This window comes from Vibrio nigripulchritudo, assembly GCF_027924785.1.
Lineage (GTDB): Bacteria > Pseudomonadota > Gammaproteobacteria > Enterobacterales > Vibrionaceae > Vibrio > Vibrio nigripulchritudo.
On sequence record NZ_AP027049.1, the window covers coordinates 385771 to 405898 of the forward strand.

At 45.1% G+C, this 20128-nt stretch carries 28 protein-coding genes; 22 read left to right on the forward strand and 6 right to left on the reverse strand.

Translation table 11 applies throughout. From position 1 onward, the window contains the following. The first annotated feature begins 198 nt into the window (after positions 1-198). Both QMG91_RS01980 and QMG91_RS01985 read left to right on the forward strand, forming a co-directional pair. A complete protein-coding gene (locus QMG91_RS01980; RefSeq protein WP_281828565.1) occupies positions 199-1335 on the forward strand; it encodes a YjgN family protein in 1137 nt (378 codons plus the stop codon). Then, positions 1335-2330, forward strand: a complete 996-nt coding sequence (locus QMG91_RS01985; RefSeq protein WP_281828568.1) for a M48 family metallopeptidase — start codon at positions 1335-1337, stop codon at positions 2328-2330. Before QMG91_RS01980 ends, QMG91_RS01985 begins: the two co-directional genes overlap by 1 nt. 79 nt (positions 2331-2409) lie before the next feature. Here the strand turns inward: QMG91_RS01985 and QMG91_RS01990 are convergent, their stop codons facing one another. Together QMG91_RS01990 and QMG91_RS01995 are read right to left on the reverse strand one after the other, a co-directional pair. Further along, positions 2410-2799 (reverse strand): RidA family protein, encoded by a 390-nt coding sequence (locus QMG91_RS01990; RefSeq protein ID WP_004398412.1) that lies wholly within the window; start codon positions 2797-2799, stop codon positions 2410-2412. 91 nt (positions 2800-2890) lie between these two features. Next, positions 2891-4144: an amino acid deaminase gene (locus QMG91_RS01995; RefSeq protein ID WP_281828571.1), complete on the reverse strand. Its 1254-nt coding sequence runs from the start codon at positions 4142-4144 to the stop codon at positions 2891-2893. A 358-nt stretch (positions 4145-4502) separates the two neighbouring features. On the opposite strand from QMG91_RS01995, the gene QMG91_RS02000 reads away from it, so the two are divergent. Together QMG91_RS02000 and QMG91_RS02005 are read left to right on the forward strand one after the other, a co-directional pair. Next, positions 4503-5939 (forward strand): N-acyl-D-amino-acid deacylase family protein, encoded by a 1437-nt coding sequence (locus QMG91_RS02000; protein ID WP_281828573.1) that lies wholly within the window; start codon positions 4503-4505, stop codon positions 5937-5939. A gap of 43 nt (positions 5940-5982) precedes the next feature. Next, positions 5983-6375 carry a RidA family protein gene (locus tag QMG91_RS02005; protein WP_004398409.1) on the forward strand — a complete coding sequence of 131 codons (393 nt, stop codon included), beginning with the start codon at positions 5983-5985 and terminating at the stop codon, positions 6373-6375. Between the two features lie 62 nt (positions 6376-6437). On the opposite strand, the gene QMG91_RS02010 is transcribed toward QMG91_RS02005, so the two are convergent. Next, positions 6438-6989: a YtfJ family protein gene (locus QMG91_RS02010; protein ID WP_281830427.1), complete on the reverse strand. Its 552-nt coding sequence runs from the start codon at positions 6987-6989 to the stop codon at positions 6438-6440. Positions 6990-7212: 223 nt separating this feature from the next. Here QMG91_RS02010 and QMG91_RS02015 point away from each other — a divergent pair, with 223 nt between their 5' ends. Beyond that, positions 7213-7422: a DUF1107 domain-containing protein gene (locus QMG91_RS02015; protein WP_281828575.1), complete on the forward strand. Its 210-nt coding sequence runs from the start codon at positions 7213-7215 to the stop codon at positions 7420-7422. 8 nt (positions 7423-7430) lie between these two features. Here QMG91_RS02015 and msrA read toward each other — a convergent pair whose 3' ends face one another. Further along, positions 7431-8063 (reverse strand): peptide-methionine (S)-S-oxide reductase MsrA, encoded by a 633-nt coding sequence (gene msrA, locus QMG91_RS02020; RefSeq protein ID WP_004398406.1) that lies wholly within the window; start codon positions 8061-8063, stop codon positions 7431-7433. A 402-nt stretch (positions 8064-8465) separates the two neighbouring features. Here msrA and QMG91_RS02025 point away from each other — a divergent pair, with 402 nt between their 5' ends. From QMG91_RS02025 to QMG91_RS02075, 11 genes are all read left to right on the forward strand, one after another. Then, entirely contained in the window at positions 8466-9692 is a 1227-nt protein-coding gene (locus tag QMG91_RS02025) for an AraC family transcriptional regulator (RefSeq protein WP_281828577.1), read from the forward strand. A gap of 103 nt (positions 9693-9795) precedes the next feature. Then, the gene (locus QMG91_RS02030) at positions 9796-9996 is read left to right on the forward strand and encodes a RebB family R body protein (protein ID WP_004398404.1); all 201 of its coding nucleotides are present in this window, start codon (positions 9796-9798) and stop codon (positions 9994-9996) included. Positions 9997-10048: 52 nt separating this feature from the next. Then, positions 10049-10318 carry a RebB family R body protein gene (locus tag QMG91_RS02035; RefSeq protein WP_004398403.1) on the forward strand — a complete coding sequence of 90 codons (270 nt, stop codon included), beginning with the start codon at positions 10049-10051 and terminating at the stop codon, positions 10316-10318. Positions 10319-10342: 24 nt separating this feature from the next. Continuing rightward, positions 10343-10609 carry a RebB family R body protein gene (locus tag QMG91_RS02040; RefSeq protein WP_004398402.1) on the forward strand — a complete coding sequence of 89 codons (267 nt, stop codon included), beginning with the start codon at positions 10343-10345 and terminating at the stop codon, positions 10607-10609. Between the two features lie 52 nt (positions 10610-10661). Continuing rightward, positions 10662-10949, forward strand: coding sequence for a RebB family R body protein (locus QMG91_RS02045; RefSeq protein WP_022590738.1), 288 nt, complete (start codon positions 10662-10664; stop codon positions 10947-10949). 59 nt (positions 10950-11008) lie between these two features. Next, positions 11009-11302 carry a hypothetical protein gene (locus QMG91_RS02050; protein WP_004398400.1) on the forward strand — a complete coding sequence of 98 codons (294 nt, stop codon included), beginning with the start codon at positions 11009-11011 and terminating at the stop codon, positions 11300-11302. Positions 11303-11380: 78 nt separating this feature from the next. Then, entirely contained in the window at positions 11381-11833 is a 453-nt protein-coding gene (locus QMG91_RS02055; protein ID WP_281828582.1) for a RebB family R body protein, read from the forward strand. Further along, entirely contained in the window at positions 11826-12098 is a 273-nt protein-coding gene (locus QMG91_RS02060) for a hypothetical protein (RefSeq protein ID WP_022611523.1), read from the forward strand. Before QMG91_RS02055 ends, QMG91_RS02060 begins: the two co-directional genes overlap by 8 nt. A gap of 12 nt (positions 12099-12110) precedes the next feature. After that, positions 12111-12398, forward strand: coding sequence for a RebB family R body protein (locus QMG91_RS02065; RefSeq protein ID WP_004398397.1), 288 nt, complete (start codon positions 12111-12113; stop codon positions 12396-12398). A gap of 84 nt (positions 12399-12482) precedes the next feature. Beyond that, positions 12483-12671 (forward strand): RebB family R body protein, encoded by a 189-nt coding sequence (locus QMG91_RS02070; protein WP_004398396.1) that lies wholly within the window; start codon positions 12483-12485, stop codon positions 12669-12671. 18 nt (positions 12672-12689) lie between these two features. After that, the gene (locus QMG91_RS02075) at positions 12690-12956 is read left to right on the forward strand and encodes a hypothetical protein (RefSeq protein ID WP_004398395.1); all 267 of its coding nucleotides are present in this window, start codon (positions 12690-12692) and stop codon (positions 12954-12956) included. 387 nt (positions 12957-13343) lie between these two features. Here QMG91_RS02075 and QMG91_RS02080 read toward each other — a convergent pair whose 3' ends face one another. Continuing rightward, a complete protein-coding gene (locus tag QMG91_RS02080) occupies positions 13344-14240 on the reverse strand; it encodes a hypothetical protein (RefSeq protein ID WP_281828587.1) in 897 nt (298 codons plus the stop codon). 478 nt (positions 14241-14718) lie between these two features. Here QMG91_RS02080 and QMG91_RS02085 point away from each other — a divergent pair, with 478 nt between their 5' ends. Further along, a complete protein-coding gene (locus QMG91_RS02085) occupies positions 14719-15273 on the forward strand; it encodes a hypothetical protein (RefSeq protein ID WP_004398391.1) in 555 nt (184 codons plus the stop codon). Positions 15274-15360: 87 nt separating this feature from the next. Here the strand turns inward: QMG91_RS02085 and QMG91_RS02090 are convergent, their stop codons facing one another. Next, positions 15361-16287, reverse strand: a complete 927-nt coding sequence (locus QMG91_RS02090; protein ID WP_004398390.1) for a hypothetical protein — start codon at positions 16285-16287, stop codon at positions 15361-15363. 458 nt (positions 16288-16745) lie between these two features. Between QMG91_RS02090 and QMG91_RS02095 the strand changes: the two genes are divergently transcribed. The 5 genes from QMG91_RS02095 to QMG91_RS02115 all read left to right on the forward strand — a co-directional run bounded on the left by QMG91_RS02095 (position 16746) and on the right by QMG91_RS02115 (position 20056). After that, positions 16746-17240: an outer membrane beta-barrel protein gene (locus QMG91_RS02095; protein ID WP_281828590.1), complete on the forward strand. Its 495-nt coding sequence runs from the start codon at positions 16746-16748 to the stop codon at positions 17238-17240. Positions 17241-17305: 65 nt separating this feature from the next. After that, positions 17306-17623 (forward strand): hypothetical protein, encoded by a 318-nt coding sequence (locus QMG91_RS02100; RefSeq protein ID WP_051841906.1) that lies wholly within the window; start codon positions 17306-17308, stop codon positions 17621-17623. 57 nt (positions 17624-17680) lie between these two features. Continuing rightward, on the forward strand, positions 17681-18289 hold the full coding sequence (locus QMG91_RS02105; RefSeq protein ID WP_281828593.1) for a hypothetical protein: 609 nt from the start codon (positions 17681-17683) through the stop codon (positions 18287-18289). Between the two features lie 141 nt (positions 18290-18430). Continuing rightward, a complete protein-coding gene (locus tag QMG91_RS02110; protein ID WP_281828596.1) occupies positions 18431-19246 on the forward strand; it encodes a cobalamin-binding protein in 816 nt (271 codons plus the stop codon). A gap of 447 nt (positions 19247-19693) precedes the next feature. Then, positions 19694-20056, forward strand: a complete 363-nt coding sequence (locus tag QMG91_RS02115; protein ID WP_281828598.1) for a hypothetical protein — start codon at positions 19694-19696, stop codon at positions 20054-20056. Positions 20057-20128: the final 72 nt, after the last annotated feature.

Consider the following 20128-nt stretch of genomic DNA (forward strand, 5'->3'; position numbering starts at 1 on the left):
CATGAAATTAACTCGCATTTAGTGATCAAGTAAGTGGCTGAAAAAGCGTCATATTGGTATTTTAGTCACGCACTTATGTAAGTGTTTGTATATCAATTTAAGGAAACGTGAAGTTTCTTCACTTAGCTACAAAACAAATCGCTGACTTTTCGCCCCACATTTCACAATCGAAAAGCAGCTACGTCAGAATGGATAATTATGGAAGATAAAAACAAAAAGAACCCTTTCAAATTTGAAGGGGAAGGCTCTGAATTTTTTGGAATTTGGATTGTAAATATACTTTTGTCGGTTATTACGCTCGGAATCTATTCCGCTTGGGCAAAAGTGCGCACTAATCAGTATTTTTATGGCAACACTAAGTTAGATAATGATGGCTTTGAATATCACGCCAAACCCATGCAGATCTTAAAAGGACGCATTGTTGCGGCGGTGTGTCTTGTAGCCTGGAGTATCTCAAACCAATTTTTCCCAATCGTTTCATCGGTGCTCATACTTGCATTTCTGGTCATATTGCCTTGGCTAGCGTGGAGCAATGCTCGTTTTGATGCTGCCATGACCAGTTACCGCAACGTACATTTCTCGTTTGCGGGCACATTAAAAGAGGCTTATATCGCGCTGTTTGGCAGAGGTTTGGTCGTGTTTGCACTCTTCATGGTGGGCACTATGTCGATACACTTTGGCATTGTTCCTCTTGCGGCTGTTCTTCTGCTGAGTGTCCCTTTTGCTTTTGTTTGGGTAACTGTCGGTATATCGAACTATTTTGCTAACGGTTATCGCTATGGCAAACGCCAGTTTTCAGCGGAATACACCTTGGGTGACTACATGAAGATCTACCTTAAAGCCATGTTGTTTGGGGCGGTAGTAATGATTGCTATTGGTGCCGTGGTGGCGATTGTTGCGGGTTCTACCATCTTTACCTCAGGCTTTGATTTTGGCAATGCAAATATCTTCGGTTCAATCATTGTTATCTACATCGGTCTCTTCTTTGGTGGTGTGGTAGTGAATGCCTATAAAGCGGCACAAATTCGCAATTACACCTTTGCTGAACTCACCGTAAAAGATGCGGATAACCAAAACGATGAGTTTAAATTCGAATCTACTCTGGATACCTGGAGTTACGTCGGTTTGATCGTGACCAACTTCCTGCTTCAACTGGTGACTCTGGGCATCGCAAGACCATGGGTGATGGTTCGAACCAGCCGATACCTTGCAGACAACACGTATGTAATCGGTGACCTGTCTAACCTTGTGGTTGAAGGTGAAGAGCAAGACATGAAGTCAGCGATTTCTGATGAAATCTCGGAAGCATTTGACGTCAATATCGGGATTGGCTAATGCGCATTAAGGGGATGGCTCATCCACCTCTCAGCTCCGCGAAATCAGACGCGGAGCTGGATTTATCGCAGCGAGACTTTATGTACCTTCATGTGGATGGACAGATCGTGAGTGCGTCTATCCACGACATAGAGGTCACTCCCTCTCCGGGTAAACTTCCCCCTAAGATTCGCTTTCCATCTGGCTGGCTTTTTGTGCCAGAGCGGGCGGATGAGGTGAATGCGTATCTCAAGAAACACGGAAAGAAAGGGCTACTTGGCAAGCTAGAGACCAATCTCACCGCGATTCTGGTGAGTGCTTTACTGATCATCGGGCTCACAATTGGCACCTTTACCCACGGTATTCCCTGGTTTAGCCAGCAAATGGTGGATTGGGTGCCCGACGAAGCACATGAAACACTGGCAGACTATGTGCTTGAGTCGATTGACGAGGAGTGGCTGCTGCCTTCGGAATTACCAGAGGATGAACAAGCGCGAATCCGAGAACGTTTTTACACTCAGGTTCAAAGCTTGCCGCCGACAAAATTTCAGCCGCAGTTAGAGTTTCGAAAGTCAGGTGACTTTCCGAATGCGTTTGCTCTGAGCGGTGGCGTGATCATCATGCTGGATGAGATGGTAGAACTGGCCGAATCGGATGAAGAGGTCGACGCCATATTGTTTCACGAACTTGGGCATATCCATCATCAGCATGTGATGAAAAGGCTGATTTCTTCCAGCTTGGTATCAGCCACGGTCGCACTCCTGACCGGAGAAAGTTCCGGCATGATAGACACCATGGTCGGTGCTGGTGTGTTTTTAATGCAGAGCGGTCATTCCAGAGAAGCCGAGCGCGAAGCAGATGAATATGCCAAAGCTTCGTTAATCACTTTGCATGGCAGCAGTGAGCCGCTGGCGAAGATTTTTGAGCGTCTGCACGAGTCTGCAATGGACATACCCGAATGGTTAAGCACCCATCCAGATATGGAAGAGCGGATAGAAGAGGCGAGAGAGCCATAGCTGGCGCTTATCTCCAGCTCAGGCTAAATAAAAAACGAGTGCAATCGCACTCGTTTTTTAATGGAACTAAAGCGAATCGTTACTTACGAACGGCAATCGCTTCAATTTCAATTTTTACGTCTTTTGGCAGACGAGCCACTTCTACACAAGAACGTGCTGGGTAGTTTGCTACGTCGTGTTCGTCGAAGAATTTGCCGTACACTTCGTTTACCGTACCGAAGTCGTTCAGGTCTTTAACAAATACAGTCAGTTTTACGATGTCAGCTACAGTCAAACCTGAAGATTCAACCACTGCTTTTACGTTTTCAAGAGACTGACGCGCCTGAGATTCGATGTCTTCTGGCACTTCACCCGTTGCCGGAATTACAGGGATCTGACCAGAAGTCAGTACCATGTTGCCTAAATCAACACCTTGTACGTAAGGACCAATTGCAGCAGGGGCAGAATCTGTATGTAGAACTTTCGTCATTGTTTTCGTTTCCACGTTGTTCAAAAGGTGTTTCAGTTTGCCTTGTCGTTCTCATGACGTAAAGATATTCATTGTGATACAGGCGTATGTTTTAGAACTGAGTTTCCACCAGATGCGTTACTTGATAGTCATCGTCACACACACATACATAGCGCCACTTATCAAACGTTAAGCAAGGGTGAGAAGTAGAAAACACCACAATATCGCCCACTTTCAGGTTACTGTCTTCTGGAGTCGATACATAAGTATGTTGATCCATGATATCTGTTGCTTTTAGCCCCGTGATATCCAGCAACTCGCCGTTGCGATAACGTCTCACTGGGGTTGGCAGACCGGCATCAAATGCCACGTCCCGTTTGCCTAACCCTACAATGGCTTTTCCCGGTTCAGGAGTAGAAATCACATACGCCCACATTTCCAGTGAAGAAGTTAAGTCGCTTCCCATGTGGCACGCTACGCTGTTGTCCCGTGCACTGCGGTCGATCACTTTTTGCTGTGCATCCTGATAGATGCCTGTGTCGTGGATAAGGTAGCACCCAGGGCGGATAACCGTGGTGAGGTAGGACTGATGCATAAAGCACTCGGAAACCACGTCATACCAGGCAGACCCAGCACCTGTAAGAATCGGGCACTGACGTTTAATTAACCCTTGCTGCTTGAAAGACAAAGCCAGTTCCACAGCACTGCCAATAAAGTAGCGAATGCGGCGTTCAGAATCTTCACAATGATGAATTGCACCTTCATAGAATTCGACACCATGAAGTTCAACGCCCGGTAACTCGTGGATCAATCCAGCCAGTTGCTGCATAGTTTCTGGGTGGCGAACGCCACAACGTCCTCCTGCCATGCCATATTCGATCAGCAAATTGATCTCTTGCTGGCGACCGTTGAAATACTGGCTCAACTGCTCAATGTTGTCTTGTGAATCGACGCAGCAATACAATTCAATGTCTGGGTTCTCTAGAAGCTGAGAAGCACGCGCCATGTTTGCTTTTCCCACTAACTGATTTGCAAGCAGGATGCGTTTCGCTCCGGCTTCAAATGCGACCCATGCCTGCTGAATGTTTGCGACAGTAATTCCCCATGCGCCTGCTTCCAATTGTTGTTTGAACAGTGCAGGGCTCATCGTCGTTTTTCCGTGAGGTGCCAGTTTCACCAAATGCTGATCAGCGAAGGACTGCATCCATTGAAGATTGTTACGAACGGCAGAATGCTTGATAACGGCAGCGGGCAACATGATCTCTTCGTCGATCAGGCTGTATTTTCCAGATTCATTGGATTGAACCCAAACCCCTTTAGTACCGACGTTATCCAGTATGTCTTGGTAATTTGTAACACTCTTCATGATTTCTCTTTCCGCATCCTATTTTTTCTAACAAGGTCAAAACACCTGTGAGAACTTTACGTTATCGCGATCTTTGCATTTTGTTGTGATAGAAAGTATCACACAAGCTTTAATAAACTGTGCGTATTCTCACTGTTTGGTAAATTCATTACTCCTAATATCGGATTCATGCTGAGGCGAGTTCATTGATATTCACGTATTAACCTGAATGTTGGTGTTGATTTAACTTGCTGTTTTAACTTTCTATTTTTTGTGTGCAGAGCGTAAGTGCCAGAAGACGTAGCAAATCGATATGGTCTCTTCGTTTCACTGTATTCGGAATGTTAGAAATAAACACGGAGCCTACAGGGGAACCTAAATGCACTACGATGTGGTGTTCAGAAATGTCCATCTGATCGACGGGACAGGAGTGGATGGATACAGCGCTGATGTCGCCATACATAACGAGAAGATCGCAGCGATAGGAGATCTTGCCAACGCACAGGCGATCACTCTGATCGACGGACAGAATCTGGTGTTGTCACCCGGATTTGTGGATGTTCATACCCATGATGATACCAACGTGATCCGCTATCCGGACTGCCTGCCAAAGATCAGTCAGGGTGTCACAACGGTGATTGTGGGCAACTGCGGTATCAGCGCATCACCAGCTGTATTAAGTGGCGAGCCGCCCGATCCAATGAATCTTCTGGGTAAGCAGTCAGACTTTGTCTATCCCACATTTAAATCCTACGCCGAAGCCGTAGAGGCTGCGATTCCTGCGGTTAACGTGGCTGCACTGGTTGGTCATACAACGCTTCGTAATAATGTGATGGATGAACTTCATCGCCCGGCGTCTGGTGATGAAGTTGCCGCGATGAAAAATACGCTTCATCAAGCCATGGCAGAAGGGGCTATAGGGCTCAGTTCCGGTTTAGCTTACGCCAGTGCGAAGCAGGCGCCCACGGAAGAAGTGATGGCATTGGCTGAAGAGCTGGCGGAATTTGGCGGCATTTATACGACGCACATGAGAACCGAGTTTGAGCAGATTCTGGAGGCGATGGACGAAGCTTTTCGAACCGGGAAGCATGCCAAAGTGCCGGTGGTGATTTCTCACCTGAAATGCGCTGGGGCAGGCAACTGGGGTCGCACAGTTGAGGTGCTAGAGCTGATGGATCATACCGCTAAGCATCAGGATGTGTGTTGCGACTGCTATCCGTATTCTGCCAGTTCTTCCACTCTTGATCTCAAACAGGTGACTAGTGACTTTGATATCTTTATTACCTGGTCGGATCCACGTCCGGATTTAGCAGGGCGAATGCTGAAAGACATCGCTAGTGAGTTGGATCTGTCTCTGATGGATGCGGCTAAAGCCCTTCAGCCAGCGGGTGCAGTTTACCACTGCATGGATGAAGATGACGTTGAGCGTGTGCTGAAATATCGGTTATCTATGGTGGGGTCTGACGGTTTACCTAACGATCCTCACCCGCACCCAAGGCTTTGGGGGACGTTCCCTAAAGTGTTGGGCCATTATTCTCGAGAGAGACAGCTGTTCTCGCTGCCTACCGCTGTTCATAAAATGACGGGCATGTCAGCGAAGCGGTTTGGGCTATCTCAGCGTGGGGAAATCAAAGAAGGTAACTTTGCCGATCTGGTGTTGTTTGACCCAAGCCAGATTAAAGACGAAGCGACGTTTGAAAACCCAGTCGCAGCAGCAAGAGGCATTCACCTTGTGATGGTGAATGGCAAGATTTCATACCAAAACGGACAGGTCGCGACAACGCGGCATGGTCGAATGTTATATCGAAATAAATAATGATGAGGGATTTGCCCTCGAAGTATCAAAACTGGAGAGTATTATGACAATTAAACGTTATGGCGTTGAAGGCGGCACAGGCACAGGTGGTCAGCACCTTCCGTTTGCAAGAGCAACAGAGGCGGGTGGTTTCTTGTATGTGTCTGGTCAAACGCCGATGACGGATGGCGAGGTGGTTGAAGGCGGCATTGTGGATCAGTCTCGTCTGGCGATTCAAAACTGCGTCGATATCATGACAGAAGCCGGTTACGGGCTTGAAGATGTGGTTCACGTGAAAGTCGTGCTAACGGATTCACGTTACTTCCAGTCGTTCAACAAAGTATTTAAAGAGTTCTTTGGCGAACATCCTCCGGCGCGCATTTGCATGGTGTGTGATTTGGTGGTGGATGTGAAAGTGGAAGTGGATGTCACCTGTTACCGAGAAGACCGCCGCTGATCGAGTCAATACAATAAAAGAGCGCCTTTTGTGAGTATAAGGCGCTCTTTTCTATTAGGGGATTAAAGGCTGGCTTTAACCAGTTCAATCACCTTGGCGATTTCATCCTGACTGAGCGATCCTTCTTTCACAAACAGCACTTGTCCTGCTTTGTCGATCACTGCAATGGCAGAGCTTTCTTCCTGAAGTTCCCAGGTACTGGCAACCGCCCCTTTCTTGTCCAGAATAATGGACGACCAGGAAAACTCTTTCTTACTGTCTTCAGCGGAAGATTTCACAAAAGATCCTGTTCCCCACATAGCATCATCCTGATTGATGATGGTCGTGGTCTGGTATGAATCTCGTGGAAACTTCGCTTCGGTAATGGCTGCCATTAAAGGCGCATTCATCTTTTTCGAACTGGAGCGACCTGCAATCGCCTGAATGACTCGCACTTTGCCATTCAGATTGCCAGTCGACCATTCTGAGTATTCAATTTTGTCACCATTCAGCATCAGTTCTCCGTGGCTGGAAACGGTGGCAGAAGGCAAATTCTTGCCCACTTCAATGGTGTGCGCCATGCCCATTATCGGGGCAGCAGCAAGCACTAGGGTGGAGAGCAGTTTTATTTTCATCATGTTATCCGGCTGATTTCATTAATGAGTATTTAGTTATGGTTGTTGCGGGTGCTAAAGTAAGTCGCTGATTTAAAAGCAGGGTACTCAAGTTAACGTGTCCGCATTCACAGGTTAGCCCAAATTCGTTCTATTAAGCGAATACTTGGCTCCAATTTTGCAAATTTGAACACACAAACTCATCACAGATGGTAAAAGCGTCAAAAAAGGGATGGAGGGAATCATGGAACGGGTATTTAAGCACTATCATCCAAGACAGATAGCTAAGTTCGTCAAAATTCTGTTCAAGGGATCGTTCAGCATCGCGGGAATAGGGATGTTCTATTTCGAACAGGGCAAGGTGTTACTACCTGACATCAAAAACAAAGAAATGCTTGAAGTGATGAAGGAAGTCAATGCGATCATCGACTCCCTTTCTGGATTTGCCGCTTAAGCTACCTTTTAGCTTTCTGGCGGGAAGCACACACCTGTACCACCCAAGCCACAGTAGCCCTGTGGGTTCTTCGCTAAATATTGCTGGTGGTAGGTTTCGGCATAAAAGTATGTCGGTGCTGGCAATACTTCTGTAGTAATGTCATCACGCTGCTCGGCTGATAAGGCTTTTTGATATTCCAGCTTTGAATCCACCGCTAACATCATTTGCTCTTCACTGGTCACGTAAATTGCGCTGCGATACTGAGTACCGAGGTCATTGCCCTGACGCATCCCCTGAGTTGGATCGTGATTTTCCCAGAATGCCTGTAGCAAAGCTTTAAACGAGATAACCTGCGGGTCGAATACCACGCGCACCACTTCTGTATGACCAGTTTGTCCGGTACAGACTTCTTCATAGGTTGGGTTTTGAGTAAAGCCCCCCGCATAACCTACCGATGTTGAGACAACACCTTCAAGTTTCCAGAAAAGACGCTCTGCTCCCCAAAAACAGCCTAAGCCAAATATTACTTCTTGCTGGCTTTCAGTCGGCTTGTCGAAAATGTTGGTTTGGTTAACAAAGTGCGTCGCTTCAACGCTCAACGGTGCATCGCGACCTGGCAGTGCGTCGTTAGCTGAAACCAAGGTTTGTTTATCTGCCATGTGGATTCCTTTCTGATGATGGTGAAGAGGTATTAAATAGCAGTGTGGCTAATGAATCAATAGAACGGTGAGTAAAGTTATCGAGCTTAAATACGTAAGGAGTACGGTTTAATTGATAAAACTATTATATTTATCTGTTCTGTTAATATTTAAAAATATTAACAGAGTAAGTTTCTATTACTTATGTAATAAATTCTAACGGACCTTAAATACTTCATGCTTAATGAATATATGACTGATTTTATTTAAGTAAGTGTTTTATATATTAAACCTTATTACAGTTTTTGATTAATTTGTCGTCTCAGTTTTTTGTTTGATCGAGATTATATACATATTCTCGGCATAGAATGGCTCGTAAAGATCGTAATATACACCAATATTTTAATAAGTTACCCAACTAGGATGTGTGTTCAACGTAATTGGCTAAATAAAAAGGAATTAATTTTGAACACGACATCGAGAGTAATAAAAACGTCATCTTGTATTTCAGAAGAACATGATTTGGTGAAACACCAACAAGAACAATTCCCCATAATTGGAACATCGGCATCGGCTCTGAGAACCAAGCAGCAAATACAGTTTGCCAAAGAAATGAACGTGTCTGTGTTTATTACGGGGGAAAAGGGCACAGAGAAAACGGAAGTAGCTCAGTATATTCATGATAATAGGCTGAATATTAATGGAAAACTGATTCGGCTTTCTCCTAATTTTAGTAGCCCAGATGTATACAAACTCTATCTGAAGAAAGCGATAACAGATGCTCAGTCAGGTACGTTATTACTCGAAGATATTGATGAACTCTCCCGAGAAATTCAGGATTTTCTAATTTATGCTTTTACCATTGATGGCTACCAAGAAAAATTAAATAAACAGAATGTTTCATTAATGGTTTCATGTAACACGTCAATATATTCATTAAAAGAAAGCAATGCTTTTCTCAGTGTTCTTTTAGAATGCAATATACCGTATATGGAGATTAATATTTCACCTCTTAGTGAGAGAAAGGGGGATATTCCAGAACTCATTACCCATGTCATGAAAAAATTTGATCTGCAAGAAGGTATTTCCATTACGGAGGGTGCTCAATACCTTCTCAATCAATATCATTGGCCAGGAAATCTCACCCAGCTTCGAAGCCTTTTGGTGTTGCTTGCCTCCTGCAGTTATGGGGAAATTACCGAACAGGATGTGTTGTCCGTCGGTGTAATTAAAAAGACCGACTGTTCATACGATATATTTGAAACCATCTTAGAAAAAAGGTTTGAGAGGTTGGAAAACCTTCACCCAGCATTGAAGAAAGCACTGATTTACCTCGGGGAAAACTACACAGAATCGATCAAACTGACGGACATGGCTTCTGCCTCTTACACCAGCCCTTCACACCTGTCTTTCCTGTTTCGGGAGCACCTGAATTTGTCTTTTAAAGGCATTTTGGTTCGGGTACGCATTCAACGTGCCAAACAGCTCTTTGATGCGTCACCCATGCTTAAAGTCACCGATGTCTGCCTGCAATCTGGCTTTGGCGATCTCAGTCATTTTGAAAAAATGTTTAAACGGTATGCCGGATGCACGCCTCGCCAGTATCGGGCTCAAAACAGACAACGTCCTCAATTCTCTTTAGCCGTCTAGAAAGGATTGATTCAAACCCCTCGATAGTCCGTCGGTTTCGCCAAGTTGAAACCCAGCTGAGTGCTTAATATGAGAAGCAAGAACGGACACAAAGATTCATTGAATGGAAATCGATATAGAAAAAATGCTGCGTGAGTTTTCGCCGGTGACCTCAAGAAATATGCATCTCAACATGGTTGCAGACTCTCTGGGGAAAGCGTCAGAAAACGCCACTCACGCGCAGCAACAGATCCAAACCATATTGATCACCAATACGGCACTGGGGTCTGGATTGATTTATTCGATTGCCGCCAAAGGATCTTAGCCGGTTCTGAGGCGCACTTTGGTGTGTCTCTTCATCAAAAGGAGCACTAACTATGTCAGTGAACGGAGCCGTTACAGATTCTGTAACGCAAGTAAATACCTCTGTGGTCGGTGAAACGCCTGCTATGGCAGAAGGAAACCTGTTGCTTGCTACCAGCCATGCAATGGGCATTTCTGCACACAATAGCACGGGGGCAAACCAGCAGGCCCAATTGGTACATCAGACTTCAACCATTCAAGGCGTGAACTCGCTGTTTGCCACTGGCACAGCAGTGGTCGGACGCAGTGTTGAACTGATTTTAGAACCTCAACCAGCAGCTTAATCAATAGAAAACTAGGAGATTATTATGGCTGATACTGTAAACGCACAAGTGACTGATTCGGTCACTCAAGTTAATACAAAAGTCGTGGGTGAAACACCAGCAATGGCAATGGGCAACCTGCTTATGTCTACCAGCCACGCGTTGAGCAACGCCGCCCACAACGCAACGGCAGCGCAGCAGCAAGCGCAAATCACCATGCAGGCAGCAACGGTGCAGGGTGTGAACTCACTGATGGCGATCGGTTCATCTGTGATTGGTCGTGGTGCAGAAGGCATCATTGAGAAAGGTTAATCCTTAGCTCGATTCGCAATTTCTTCAATTAACGTATTAAAAGGATGAACGTATGTCAGACGCAGCAACAGCACCGACAACAGTCAACGGTCAAGTGACCGATTCGGTTACTCAGGTAAACACTAAAGTTGTGGGTGAAACACCAGCCATGGCAATGGGTAACTTGCTTATGTCTACCAGCCAGGCGCTGGGCACAGCCGCTCACAATGCCACAGCAGGTCAGCAGCAAGCGCAAATTACCATGCAAGCAGCAACGGTGCAGGGCGTTAACTCTCTTATGTCTATCGGTAGCTCGGTCATTGGTCGAAGCGCTGAAGGCATTATCGAGAAAGACGCGTAATGCAGAAAGCACCTTTGCCTGAAAACGATGGCAAAGGTGCATTCTAAGGAGACTTGAATATGAAAGACATCAATTCCCCACCGGATCAAGATAACTCGGCGTTTAATGCCGCCAACCAGTCGGTGGCACAGTCTTCGGCAATCGCACTGGCTGATGCCACAGACAACTTAAGAAACCTAAACACCCTGAGCACGACAGCAATTGGCACCGCACTAAGTCAGATGTTGGAAACCGGTGACACCAAATACTTTGAGATCATCGATCAAGCTCAGCGAGTCGTCACCAACGGTGCCGAAAACTTTGGTGTGGTCGGGGAGAAGGTTGCTACCGTTCTACAGGATCAGGCTCAGTAAATGTGATTGCTGAGTGTTGCCTTGTAATCACAAAACCGTCTTATGACATGCATAACTTAAGCGTAAACAGGAGTGAACATGGAAGAGCAGGATACGCGATTTGAAAATGAGTTTGAGCATGAAGTCTCAAGCCAGACAATAGACGAATTTAACACGCTTCAGGCTTTTTCCGTTCAGCCTACCAGCCTGCTGGAAACCACTCTGGCAGATACGCTGGGTTTGTCTATGCATAACGCGGTCACCAGCCAGCAGCAATCTCAAATGACGACGGCGGCGTCAGTCACCAATGCCTGCGCCAGGCTTTTACAAACTCAGGTAAGACCCGCTCCGGTAGTTCAGGATTCAGCGCCCAATCCAGCTCCTCAACCAGCGGCTAACCCCCAGCCAATGCCTGGTTCACGGGCATTGAAAATGGGGCACGATGAAGAGCCAGAAATCGCAGCAGAGCCCGTAGAACCCGCCGAGGAAAAGAAAGGCAAGTTTAGTCTTCTGGGATTTCTGAAGAAAGACAAAGGAGACAGCGGTGAGTAATGAAAAAATGGGCAGTGAAAATGCTCTGAACTTTGACGTAAACAAGCAGTTGGAGCAGATAGAAGCGTTTACTCGTGAGCAACAGCAGGAAGTTCAGGCGATGATCGCTAAATCGCAAGCGCAGTTCAAAGTGTCTGATCCGGAAGAGTCGGTCGAGAAGATCGAAACGGAAGTCAACAGCATGCTCAGCAACGTTGAAGGTTTGCTAGAGCAAGAAATGGGAAAAATTAACCAACAACTGCAGCAGTTGTTACCAAGTGAATAATGGAGTCTAGAAATGCCAAAATCTAAAGACGAAGTAAAAGTAAACGAGCAGATCACCGATTCTGTCACCCAGACTAATACTCAGGTGCTGGCAAGTTCGCCTTCAAACGCCATGGGTAACTTGTATACCTCCATGGGATTGGCAATGTCGAACCTGAATAATAACGCCACCAATGCTCAGCAGCAGGCGAATATTGGAATGCAGGCAGCAACCGTGCAAGGGGTGAATGCACTCACCGCCATCGGCACAGCTGCTCTTAGCCGGGCAACGGAAGAAATCGTCGAGAAAGATAGCGAATAAAGCTTATCCCTATGGTCAACAGACCCTAATACCCCATTTAGGCCATCCCTCTTTGATTGGCCTTTTCTTTTTTGGAGAGCATCAATGAGCGACGATGGTAAGAAAGAGCTGGAACAAGTGTCGGACATGATAGTACAGCTTGCCGACTCCGCCATGTCAGACACCATGGGGTTACACATGCAAAATGCGGTAACCACTCAACAGGGAATGCAAACCGTTGCCAACGCCTCAACCTCAACCGCCTGTGCCTTAATCCTCAAGAAAGGTGGCTAGTCAGTATAAGGGCAGGGTATGGCGAGTGAAAGTACAACAGATAAAGCAAAGCAGTCGGTGGCACAGTCGACCGCAATCGCGGTTCAGGACGCGGCTGATAACCTGCGTAACCTGAATACCATGAGTACAACAGCCATTGGTGTTGCGCTCTCAGAGCTTTTGGCTACCGGTGATCCTAAATACGTTCAGGTGATCGAACAGGCTCAGAAGATAATGGAAAAAGGGACCGCCAATTTTGCAGAACTCGGTAGTAAAGCTGCGGAAGTTGCCAAGAAGTTTGATTGATTCATTTGTCGATGAAATAAGCAAATTCACCATAAATCTCGTTGCATTAGCAAAGATTACCACTCAGAGTCTCTTTTAAAATTTCCTCCTTGAGAATAAAAACTTAACCCTAAGTTATCCCGAGTTCAGGTTACTTAGGCACAAGGAGAACCAATGCGAATACTTGAACTGATGATGTTAGCCTGGCTGACCTTTCTGACTCTTTATCAATTCAACCAAGCCTTTAAAGGCGTCGTCGATGTCTGGTTGCTGACACTGTAAAACTAAGTCAGCAAACCCTAAGAACAACAGACTCTAAATTTTGAAGAAAATCCAGGTGCACAAAGGGTGCAGCCTGGATTTGTATATATGATGTGATTTTGAAGTGCTATTCAGGTTTGAAGAACGTTAAACCATCACGTCACAGCAGCTATCGGTAAGAATGGTGTAAGTGTCACTTCCATCAAAAACAGTCAGCGCTGAATATTCGTCATCGTCGTAACCCAGCCAGTTGAGATAGGCTTCCTGAGTCTCGCTCAATTCGGAATGTGAAACCGAATCGACCCCTTCTAACGCAAAGTTTGAACCTGTCACAACAAGCCCATACTGATCAAAGCCATTGTTTTTTAAATGTTCAGACGTAAGATTAAAATTCGAGGTTTGCGCAGTGCCGACAATCACTTCGAAGTTTTTGAAATCGACGGAATCATCCGTACCAAATACAAACTTGTCGAAGCCTGAACCCCCGTCGACGTCGCGCACAATGCCGTCTTCCGCGTTCTTCAGTTTTGAAATATCAACGAAATCATGCCCAGAGCCGGCATTGATGGTGACATCAGTCAGATGAGAATTGTTGCTGTCCACCATTTTGATAACGTCATTTCCCGCTCCGGTTGAAATATCAAAATCGTTTTCCCAAAGACTGTTGTTGGATTGAACGGAAATATAGATTTTATCGTGACCACAACCCGTCTCGATATCGCCGCGTTTAGAGTTATTGATAAAAACTTTAGAGCCACAGTAGTTATTCAGAGAGACATTCACATCCACAAAGTTTTCAAGGTAAACGCAGCTCGAATCCCCTTCGATTTTCGCCTCTTTGTAATTACCTTTGTCCCATTCCTCTGTTCTGGCGTAGATTTTACCGCCGTGTCCCCAATCGTAATTGGCTAGATCAACACCTTCATCTAACCCGAACGACCAACCTGTACCTATGATCGCCTGTGTCGCATTTTCAACTGTTAAATTTCCGGCTGTTCCTGTGCTATCTAAATTTGTAGTGCCGACCAACAGTACATCTTTCATAACAATAACCTCCATTTAAGTGAAACGACATGTTTCGAAGTGGAGTCTATTTGTTAATTTTGCGTTAGGAAATGTGTGAAAGAGACATTCATCTCAATATAGGGCGAGGGTATGACAAATTGGTTACCGTACGTTTTTCTACTTCATTTGATGGAATTAGTTGCAGTGAAATTAATATAATAAAACTCATACTATAAAATTAGATATATTTAATAAAAGTAGTTTAACTGGCTGAGTTTTCAACTCTTCACCATTCATACGTTGATTACCATTTGCCTAATCCTTTGTTTGTTGGGTTTTGAAGTGCTTCGACGTCTCGAAATGCCTTAAGCAGTAGAGCAGTCAAAGAAAAGCGTGGGACAGGCAAAAGAAGCGGGATCCAATCTCCGGTTTTTTCAGATACATTATTGATAATGGTTCTTATTCGTATAAAGTTAGTAACAAACATCACCAACGCGTAATAATAGCGGAGACCGAAATGGACCAATCTGACATCACCAAGCTACTTATTCCTCAGAGTGACTGGGCATCCCCAGATCTTTATCTGTATGAGAATGAAGATCGACTGCGCCTGAGCTTAGCTGGTGCGATTCAATTCAGTGGGATCAACAGCATCGGAGGGTTGGTTCTCGGATTTAGGCTGGTGCAATACGCGGTTGAACTGAGTGCAGGGTCGGGAGCATTACAGCGCGACGGCATCAGTATTTATACTTCTTTCCCTGGGCGCGGTACGCAAGACGCATTCGAATACACCTGTCGTGCACTGCGCGATAAGCGCTACTGTTGTGATACCACGCTTCACCATCCTGGCGCGCAATCGGGTCAACGAGGTCAATTCCTCTTTACTATGCGAGTGAATGAGCAGTCTATGGTTATGACGCCAGCCGACGGTTTGCCACAACACAGTTACTTTGAAGCAGACAGAAGATCAAAAGACAGTCATGAAGCGGCGATGAAGTGGCGTGACGAGAAAATCAACTTCGCCAACACGTTGCTGAGCCTGCCACCAGAGAAGTGTCTGCGAGTGTTGTAACTGACCAATTGAACGTAAAAACGTCAGCGATGCTAAAGCGTAAATGCTTTTCGCATCACTGGCGTTTTGTTTTTTACCCCTGAGATCCTAAGCAAGGATATCGTCATAGACGAAGATGGTGTAGTGCGAATCAGGTATTGAAAAATCGTCAAAAACATCGACTTTGACAAAAGCCTCGCCGGAATATCCATGATCGTGCAGGTAAAGTTTATCCGAGTCGGTAAGGGCACTTTTTTCCATGCGGTCAGCATCTTCAATATTAAAGGTGACCGCATCAATGATCAGTCCATGCTCGCCCTGCCCATTCTTACTCAAATCTTCTAACGTAAGTTCGACGTGAAAATCGTCGGCATAATTGACCTCAATAACTTCAAAGTTTTTGAAATCAACAGAAGTATGAGAGCCACCTTTTACATACACATCGAAGCCTTCTCCACCATCCACAATCCTTGTAACGCCTGGGTCGGCATCTCGTAACCTGCTGATATCAACAATGTCATGCCCGCTTCCAGCATCAATATTCAGGCTTGTATACTGTGAACCCCCGGCATCCCACATGGATATACGGTCATTACCTTCGCCCGTTTTTACGTCAAAGTGGTTGCTCCAAAGGTTATTGTTCGATCGTACCGTAATAAAGACATCATCATCCCCTGAAGATGTTTCTACATATCCGCGTTTGGCATTTTCAATGCTCACATAGGAACCTGATTCATTGTCCAGTGACACATGAACATCAACGAAATTAGCGAGGAAGACACCGTCGACATCACCTTCTACTTTTGCCTCTTTGTAGCCCTTTTTACCCCAACTGACCACCGATGCTTGGACAGTATTGAATTCTTCATGAGAGGAATTTCCCTCATGACCCATGAAGTTTACAAGATCAACTCCCCATACATCGTGTGAGCTCCCTGCACCTTCAATGGCTTGAGTAGCATTCTCCGCCGTTAAATCTGCCGCAGATCCCGTTCCATCTATATTTGTTGTACCAACTAACAGTGAAATCGTCATAACCAGTCTCTCCATGTTCTTGGATGCGATCTATCCCTAAAGTAGTTTAATGGCTAACCATAAATACACGCATTGAAATAATGGATATTCATATCAATTTAAGGAACAGGTATGACTAAAAGGTTATAGATACATCAAGCATACGCTTTGTGTATTGATTCGCTGTAAGCCCGACTTAGAGAAAAAACTCATACTGATAAAAAACATACTATTGACTGGTGCCGAGTGTTTTGAATCTATTTGCAGGGCTAAATGCTGGTCACTTCTAAGCTGGTAAGCTTTTTCTTTAAGTATTAGAGATTTTATGAAATCTAGATAATTTCGCAGACTATTGCATTTCTCAAGCCGAGTAAGCGCTCCAGAGTTGAATTAGATTCAAGGTAGAAAGTTGTTGAAGGCGCTTTAAGCCCCTTCAAATAGAAGCTTTCTACCCATAGCTATCAACAAAGGAGTGGTTTATGCGTTTAATTTATGCCTTGTTCTTATCGATTTTTGCAGTGACATCTTATGCCGAAGATTCCAACTTAGTCTTAGGAAGCTCTGTCTCAAAAATCTCATTTGATGAGACCAAACTCGATACTTTGGTCATATCTATCGGATATGAAAATAAACTCAAGAACAACTTTTCAATCACGCCAGAAATTAAGCTGGGCACTGGTTTGGGAGATGATAATAGTAATGATGAAACCACGAAACTTGAACGTTTTGCATCTTCAGGTATTCGTCTACAGCATGATGTGACAGAGCAGTTTTTTGTCTATCTATCCCCCACATTTGCAAATTTTAAGATCAGTTCATCCTCTACTGAACGTTTACTCAAAAGAAGTACATCGCATTTAGGAGTTGGTTTTGGATTGGGCTACCAAGTTGATGACAGTATTCTAATTGATGGTTCAATTGAAGAGTTTGGTGAGTTTGACCTTTTTCAAGTGGGCTTAAAAGTCTCGTTCTAGGAACGGCAGTGCCCATACACGGGCACATTACAAGTTAAACGTATGCAGAATAAGTGAGGAGCATTATGGCTTGGAGCGTATACAAAGTTTGCAAAGCAACGTTGCTTGAACGGTTGGTCAGTCACAAAAAAATCCAGCGTGCTCGGGCAGAAGCAAAAATTCGGCTAATCGACCAGACGAGCGTAGGTTTCGGCTGGCAAAGCGAATGGTTGACGATGATTTTCTGCCTGCCTTTTATCTTAAGTTTTATACCTGTAGTCCGGGACTACATTCTTCCCGGGTTCACCCTTATCTCTGAGTTTCCAGAGTGGTATCGGTGGCTTTTAGGATTAGTCGTTGTTTCAAATTATGCAATACGTGTCGCCGATCGGTGCAATTTATAGCGTCGCAAATAATAACAGTGGCTAGTTAAATCAGTCCTTTCAATTGTAGGGGGATGCATGTCAGACAAAGATCTTGATGATTTAGAGCGTATAGAGCAAGAACTTAAAGACTTAGAAGAGGAGGAGCACACCAAAGCAAAAGACCGATCAAAGCCTCAGGAAGTGGTTATGGTGCTTGTTGGAAGGTGGGCAATGCCTACAACAGTGGTGTTAGTACTTATTACCTGTATGTCTGGCTATTTCCTTGAAGTGGAAGCGTTTACGCCAGTGGTGGGTATGATTGCCCCGGTTGTAATGGCGCTTATTATGGTTATTCGTGAGGCTTCTGTGGGTAAAGAAGAAGATGAAACCTACAAAGACAGAGAGCGTGAACGGGAAGAGCGAATTAAACAGTATCAGATGGAGAAAGAAGTCAAACTGGCTCAAATGGAGTTCGAAGAGAAAAGGCACCAGCAAGAAATGGCAGAAAAAGCCAGACAGTTTGATGTTAATTCTGCGTCGACTAGTGAGTTTGTCGGGTTAGCGAGAGAGATGAACAGCCAGTTGGCAGAGATCATGAAAAAAGAAACCGAACTGGTCGTTGGAGACACAAGAATCAAGGTAGCCGATGGCAGTACGAAAGTAGCGCAAGACGAAAAAGATAAGAAAATTAGCAACTCATCCTAAATAGTATGCAGCGGAATAGCCCGCGGGTTTAGTGCTTACGGTTATCCGCTAAATTTCCTTACCAAAGTCTGGGTTTAACTCGTTCAAAACTTCCCTATAATTCAATTACCTAATATCCACTAACACGAGTAGGCGGACCCGATGCCAATCCCTGCGCCGCAATGGCCAAAACGAATCATATGCCTGACAGAGGAAACCACCGAAGCGCTTTACCTGATGGGAGAAGAAGACAGAATTGTCGGTGTTTCTGCCTACACAGTGCGCCCCGAGAGAGCCAAACGTGAAAAGCCCAAAGTTTCAGCTTTTGTGAATGCACGTATCGAGAAAATCATGGATCTCAAACCGGATTTGGTTCTCGCATTTTCGGACATGCAGGCAGACATTGTTCGCGACCTGGTCAAGCAGGGCGTCGATGTGCACTGCTTTAATCACCGAACTTTAAGTGACACGCTGCAAATGATACGAACGCTTAGCGCGCTTATCGGTGAACCTCAAAAAGGCGAAAAGTTAGTACAGGAACTTACCCAAGGGCTGGCTGAAATTAAGGCAAGCGCTGATTCGCTCACTCACAAACCGAGAGTGTATTTTGAAGAGTGGTTCGATCCATTAATTACTGGCATCACCTGGGTGAGTGAGCTGGTGGAACTCGCTGGTGGCATCGACTGTTATCAGGAGTTTGCCAAAGAATCGTTAGCCAAAAACAGAATCATCGAAAACCCTGAACAGGTGATAGAAAAACAGCCCGACATTATCATCGCCTCCTGGTGTGGTCGCCGTTTCCAAAAAGACAAACTGACTCAGCGAGAGGGCTGGCAGAACATTCCCGCCATTCAAAATGATGAAGTGTATGAAATCAATTCAAGTGACATTCTGCAACCCGGACCAGCTGCGCTGACAGACGGGGTAAAACAACTTCACCAGATTATTAAAGGCTGGAGTGAACGGCAGGATCGATAATATCGAGTAGCCAATATCATGGAGACTGTCCCTTCAACACCGCCATCTATTTGGTTAAGTGCTCCACGATTTATCTGTATTTGGTGGTTGTCATAGTGGTCGGTTCTGAAAAGCGACAGATGACAACCAAGTTGTTCTATTTAGGTATTGATTCGGCATCAGTCCACTTTTTTGTAAGCCACTAAATCGTTGAGTAATAGGCACCAAATGGGTACTTATTTACAACCACTTCATTCTCTAACAATAACTGATTTTATCCTAAACATTACTTCCCCCAGATTTCTCACAAAACAACCCAATTAATCATGCGGACAGGTCACTAAGGTAACCCTATAGATAACGCAGTTAGGGGTTGCCTGCTTTTGTAAAAAATACGTGGTTTAAAAGTTTTGCTTTGTCGATGGCTGGTTAATTTTATGCCGTACCCGCTACCAACTAAAAAAGCGGATGTATCGCTGTTTAGACGAGGTAAAGCAAACCATTCACCCTTGTAAAACCTACCAAGGCAAAGTGCCAGATAACGGGATTGATTTTCTCGGCTATTGCATCGGTGGCAAAGCAGAAGATAAACCCAAAAACACATTAAACCTAGCGTGGAAAACCATTGCTAACCACCTTACAAAAATCCAGCGGCTTTACGAGCAAGGTGCCTCACCTGAGTGCATTGCGGGTTATGTAACACGGTGGCTTAGGTGGGTAAAAAGCGGCGTCACCATCGCATTAGAGCAAGTGGTCACGCAGGTGTTTAACAGCACGATAGGAAAAGGATTAGACACCCAATTTGACCTTCAGGGGTTTTATAGGGGCTGAGTGGTTGGGGGAGATGCCTGTGGGTTTGAGTGGGTGTCTAACTATTTTGAGGGACACTCCTCAGGATCTGAA

Excerpts from the sequence above, each read along its gene's own strand:
- QMG91_RS02100 (WP_051841906.1), top strand. The coding sequence starts at position 17,306 with ATGGCTTGGAGCGTATACAAAGTTTGCAAAGCAACGTTGCTTGAACGG.
- QMG91_RS02115 (WP_281828598.1), top strand. The coding sequence starts at position 19,694 with ATGTATCGCTGTTTAGACGAGGTAAAGCAAACCATTCACCCTTGTAAA.
- QMG91_RS02000 (WP_281828573.1), top strand. The coding sequence starts at position 4,503 with ATGCACTACGATGTGGTGTTCAGAAATGTCCATCTGATCGACGGGACA.
- QMG91_RS02070 (WP_004398396.1), top strand. The coding sequence starts at position 12,483 with ATGAGCGACGATGGTAAGAAAGAGCTGGAACAAGTGTCGGACATGATA.
- QMG91_RS02030 (WP_004398404.1), top strand. The coding sequence starts at position 9,796 with ATGGAAATCGATATAGAAAAAATGCTGCGTGAGTTTTCGCCGGTGACC.
- QMG91_RS01995 (WP_281828571.1), bottom strand. The coding sequence starts at position 4,144 with ATGAAGAGTGTTACAAATTACCAAGACATACTGGATAACGTCGGTACT.
- QMG91_RS02015 (WP_281828575.1), top strand. The coding sequence starts at position 7,213 with ATGGAACGGGTATTTAAGCACTATCATCCAAGACAGATAGCTAAGTTC.
- QMG91_RS02010 (WP_281830427.1), bottom strand. The coding sequence starts at position 6,989 with ATGAAAATAAAACTGCTCTCCACCCTAGTGCTTGCTGCTGCCCCGATA.
- QMG91_RS02110 (WP_281828596.1), top strand. The coding sequence starts at position 18,431 with ATGCCAATCCCTGCGCCGCAATGGCCAAAACGAATCATATGCCTGACA.
- QMG91_RS02065 (WP_004398397.1), top strand. The coding sequence starts at position 12,111 with ATGCCAAAATCTAAAGACGAAGTAAAAGTAAACGAGCAGATCACCGAT.
- QMG91_RS02095 (WP_281828590.1), top strand. The coding sequence starts at position 16,746 with ATGCGTTTAATTTATGCCTTGTTCTTATCGATTTTTGCAGTGACATCT.
- msrA (WP_004398406.1), bottom strand. The coding sequence starts at position 8,063 with ATGGCAGATAAACAAACCTTGGTTTCAGCTAACGACGCACTGCCAGGT.
- QMG91_RS01990 (WP_004398412.1), bottom strand. The coding sequence starts at position 2,799 with ATGACGAAAGTTCTACATACAGATTCTGCCCCTGCTGCAATTGGTCCT.
- QMG91_RS02080 (WP_281828587.1), bottom strand. The coding sequence starts at position 14,240 with ATGAAAGATGTACTGTTGGTCGGCACTACAAATTTAGATAGCACAGGA.
- QMG91_RS02035 (WP_004398403.1), top strand. The coding sequence starts at position 10,049 with ATGTCAGTGAACGGAGCCGTTACAGATTCTGTAACGCAAGTAAATACC.
- QMG91_RS02040 (WP_004398402.1), top strand. The coding sequence starts at position 10,343 with ATGGCTGATACTGTAAACGCACAAGTGACTGATTCGGTCACTCAAGTT.
- QMG91_RS02050 (WP_004398400.1), top strand. The coding sequence starts at position 11,009 with ATGAAAGACATCAATTCCCCACCGGATCAAGATAACTCGGCGTTTAAT.
- QMG91_RS02045 (WP_022590738.1), top strand. The coding sequence starts at position 10,662 with ATGTCAGACGCAGCAACAGCACCGACAACAGTCAACGGTCAAGTGACC.
- QMG91_RS02025 (WP_281828577.1), top strand. The coding sequence starts at position 8,466 with ATGTGTGTTCAACGTAATTGGCTAAATAAAAAGGAATTAATTTTGAAC.
- QMG91_RS01980 (WP_281828565.1), top strand. The coding sequence starts at position 199 with ATGGAAGATAAAAACAAAAAGAACCCTTTCAAATTTGAAGGGGAAGGC.
- QMG91_RS02105 (WP_281828593.1), top strand. The coding sequence starts at position 17,681 with ATGTCAGACAAAGATCTTGATGATTTAGAGCGTATAGAGCAAGAACTT.
- QMG91_RS02085 (WP_004398391.1), top strand. The coding sequence starts at position 14,719 with ATGGACCAATCTGACATCACCAAGCTACTTATTCCTCAGAGTGACTGG.
- QMG91_RS02005 (WP_004398409.1), top strand. The coding sequence starts at position 5,983 with ATGACAATTAAACGTTATGGCGTTGAAGGCGGCACAGGCACAGGTGGT.
- QMG91_RS01985 (WP_281828568.1), top strand. The coding sequence starts at position 1,335 with ATGCGCATTAAGGGGATGGCTCATCCACCTCTCAGCTCCGCGAAATCA.
- QMG91_RS02090 (WP_004398390.1), bottom strand. The coding sequence starts at position 16,287 with ATGACGATTTCACTGTTAGTTGGTACAACAAATATAGATGGAACGGGA.
- QMG91_RS02055 (WP_281828582.1), top strand. The coding sequence starts at position 11,381 with ATGGAAGAGCAGGATACGCGATTTGAAAATGAGTTTGAGCATGAAGTC.
- QMG91_RS02075 (WP_004398395.1), top strand. The coding sequence starts at position 12,690 with ATGGCGAGTGAAAGTACAACAGATAAAGCAAAGCAGTCGGTGGCACAG.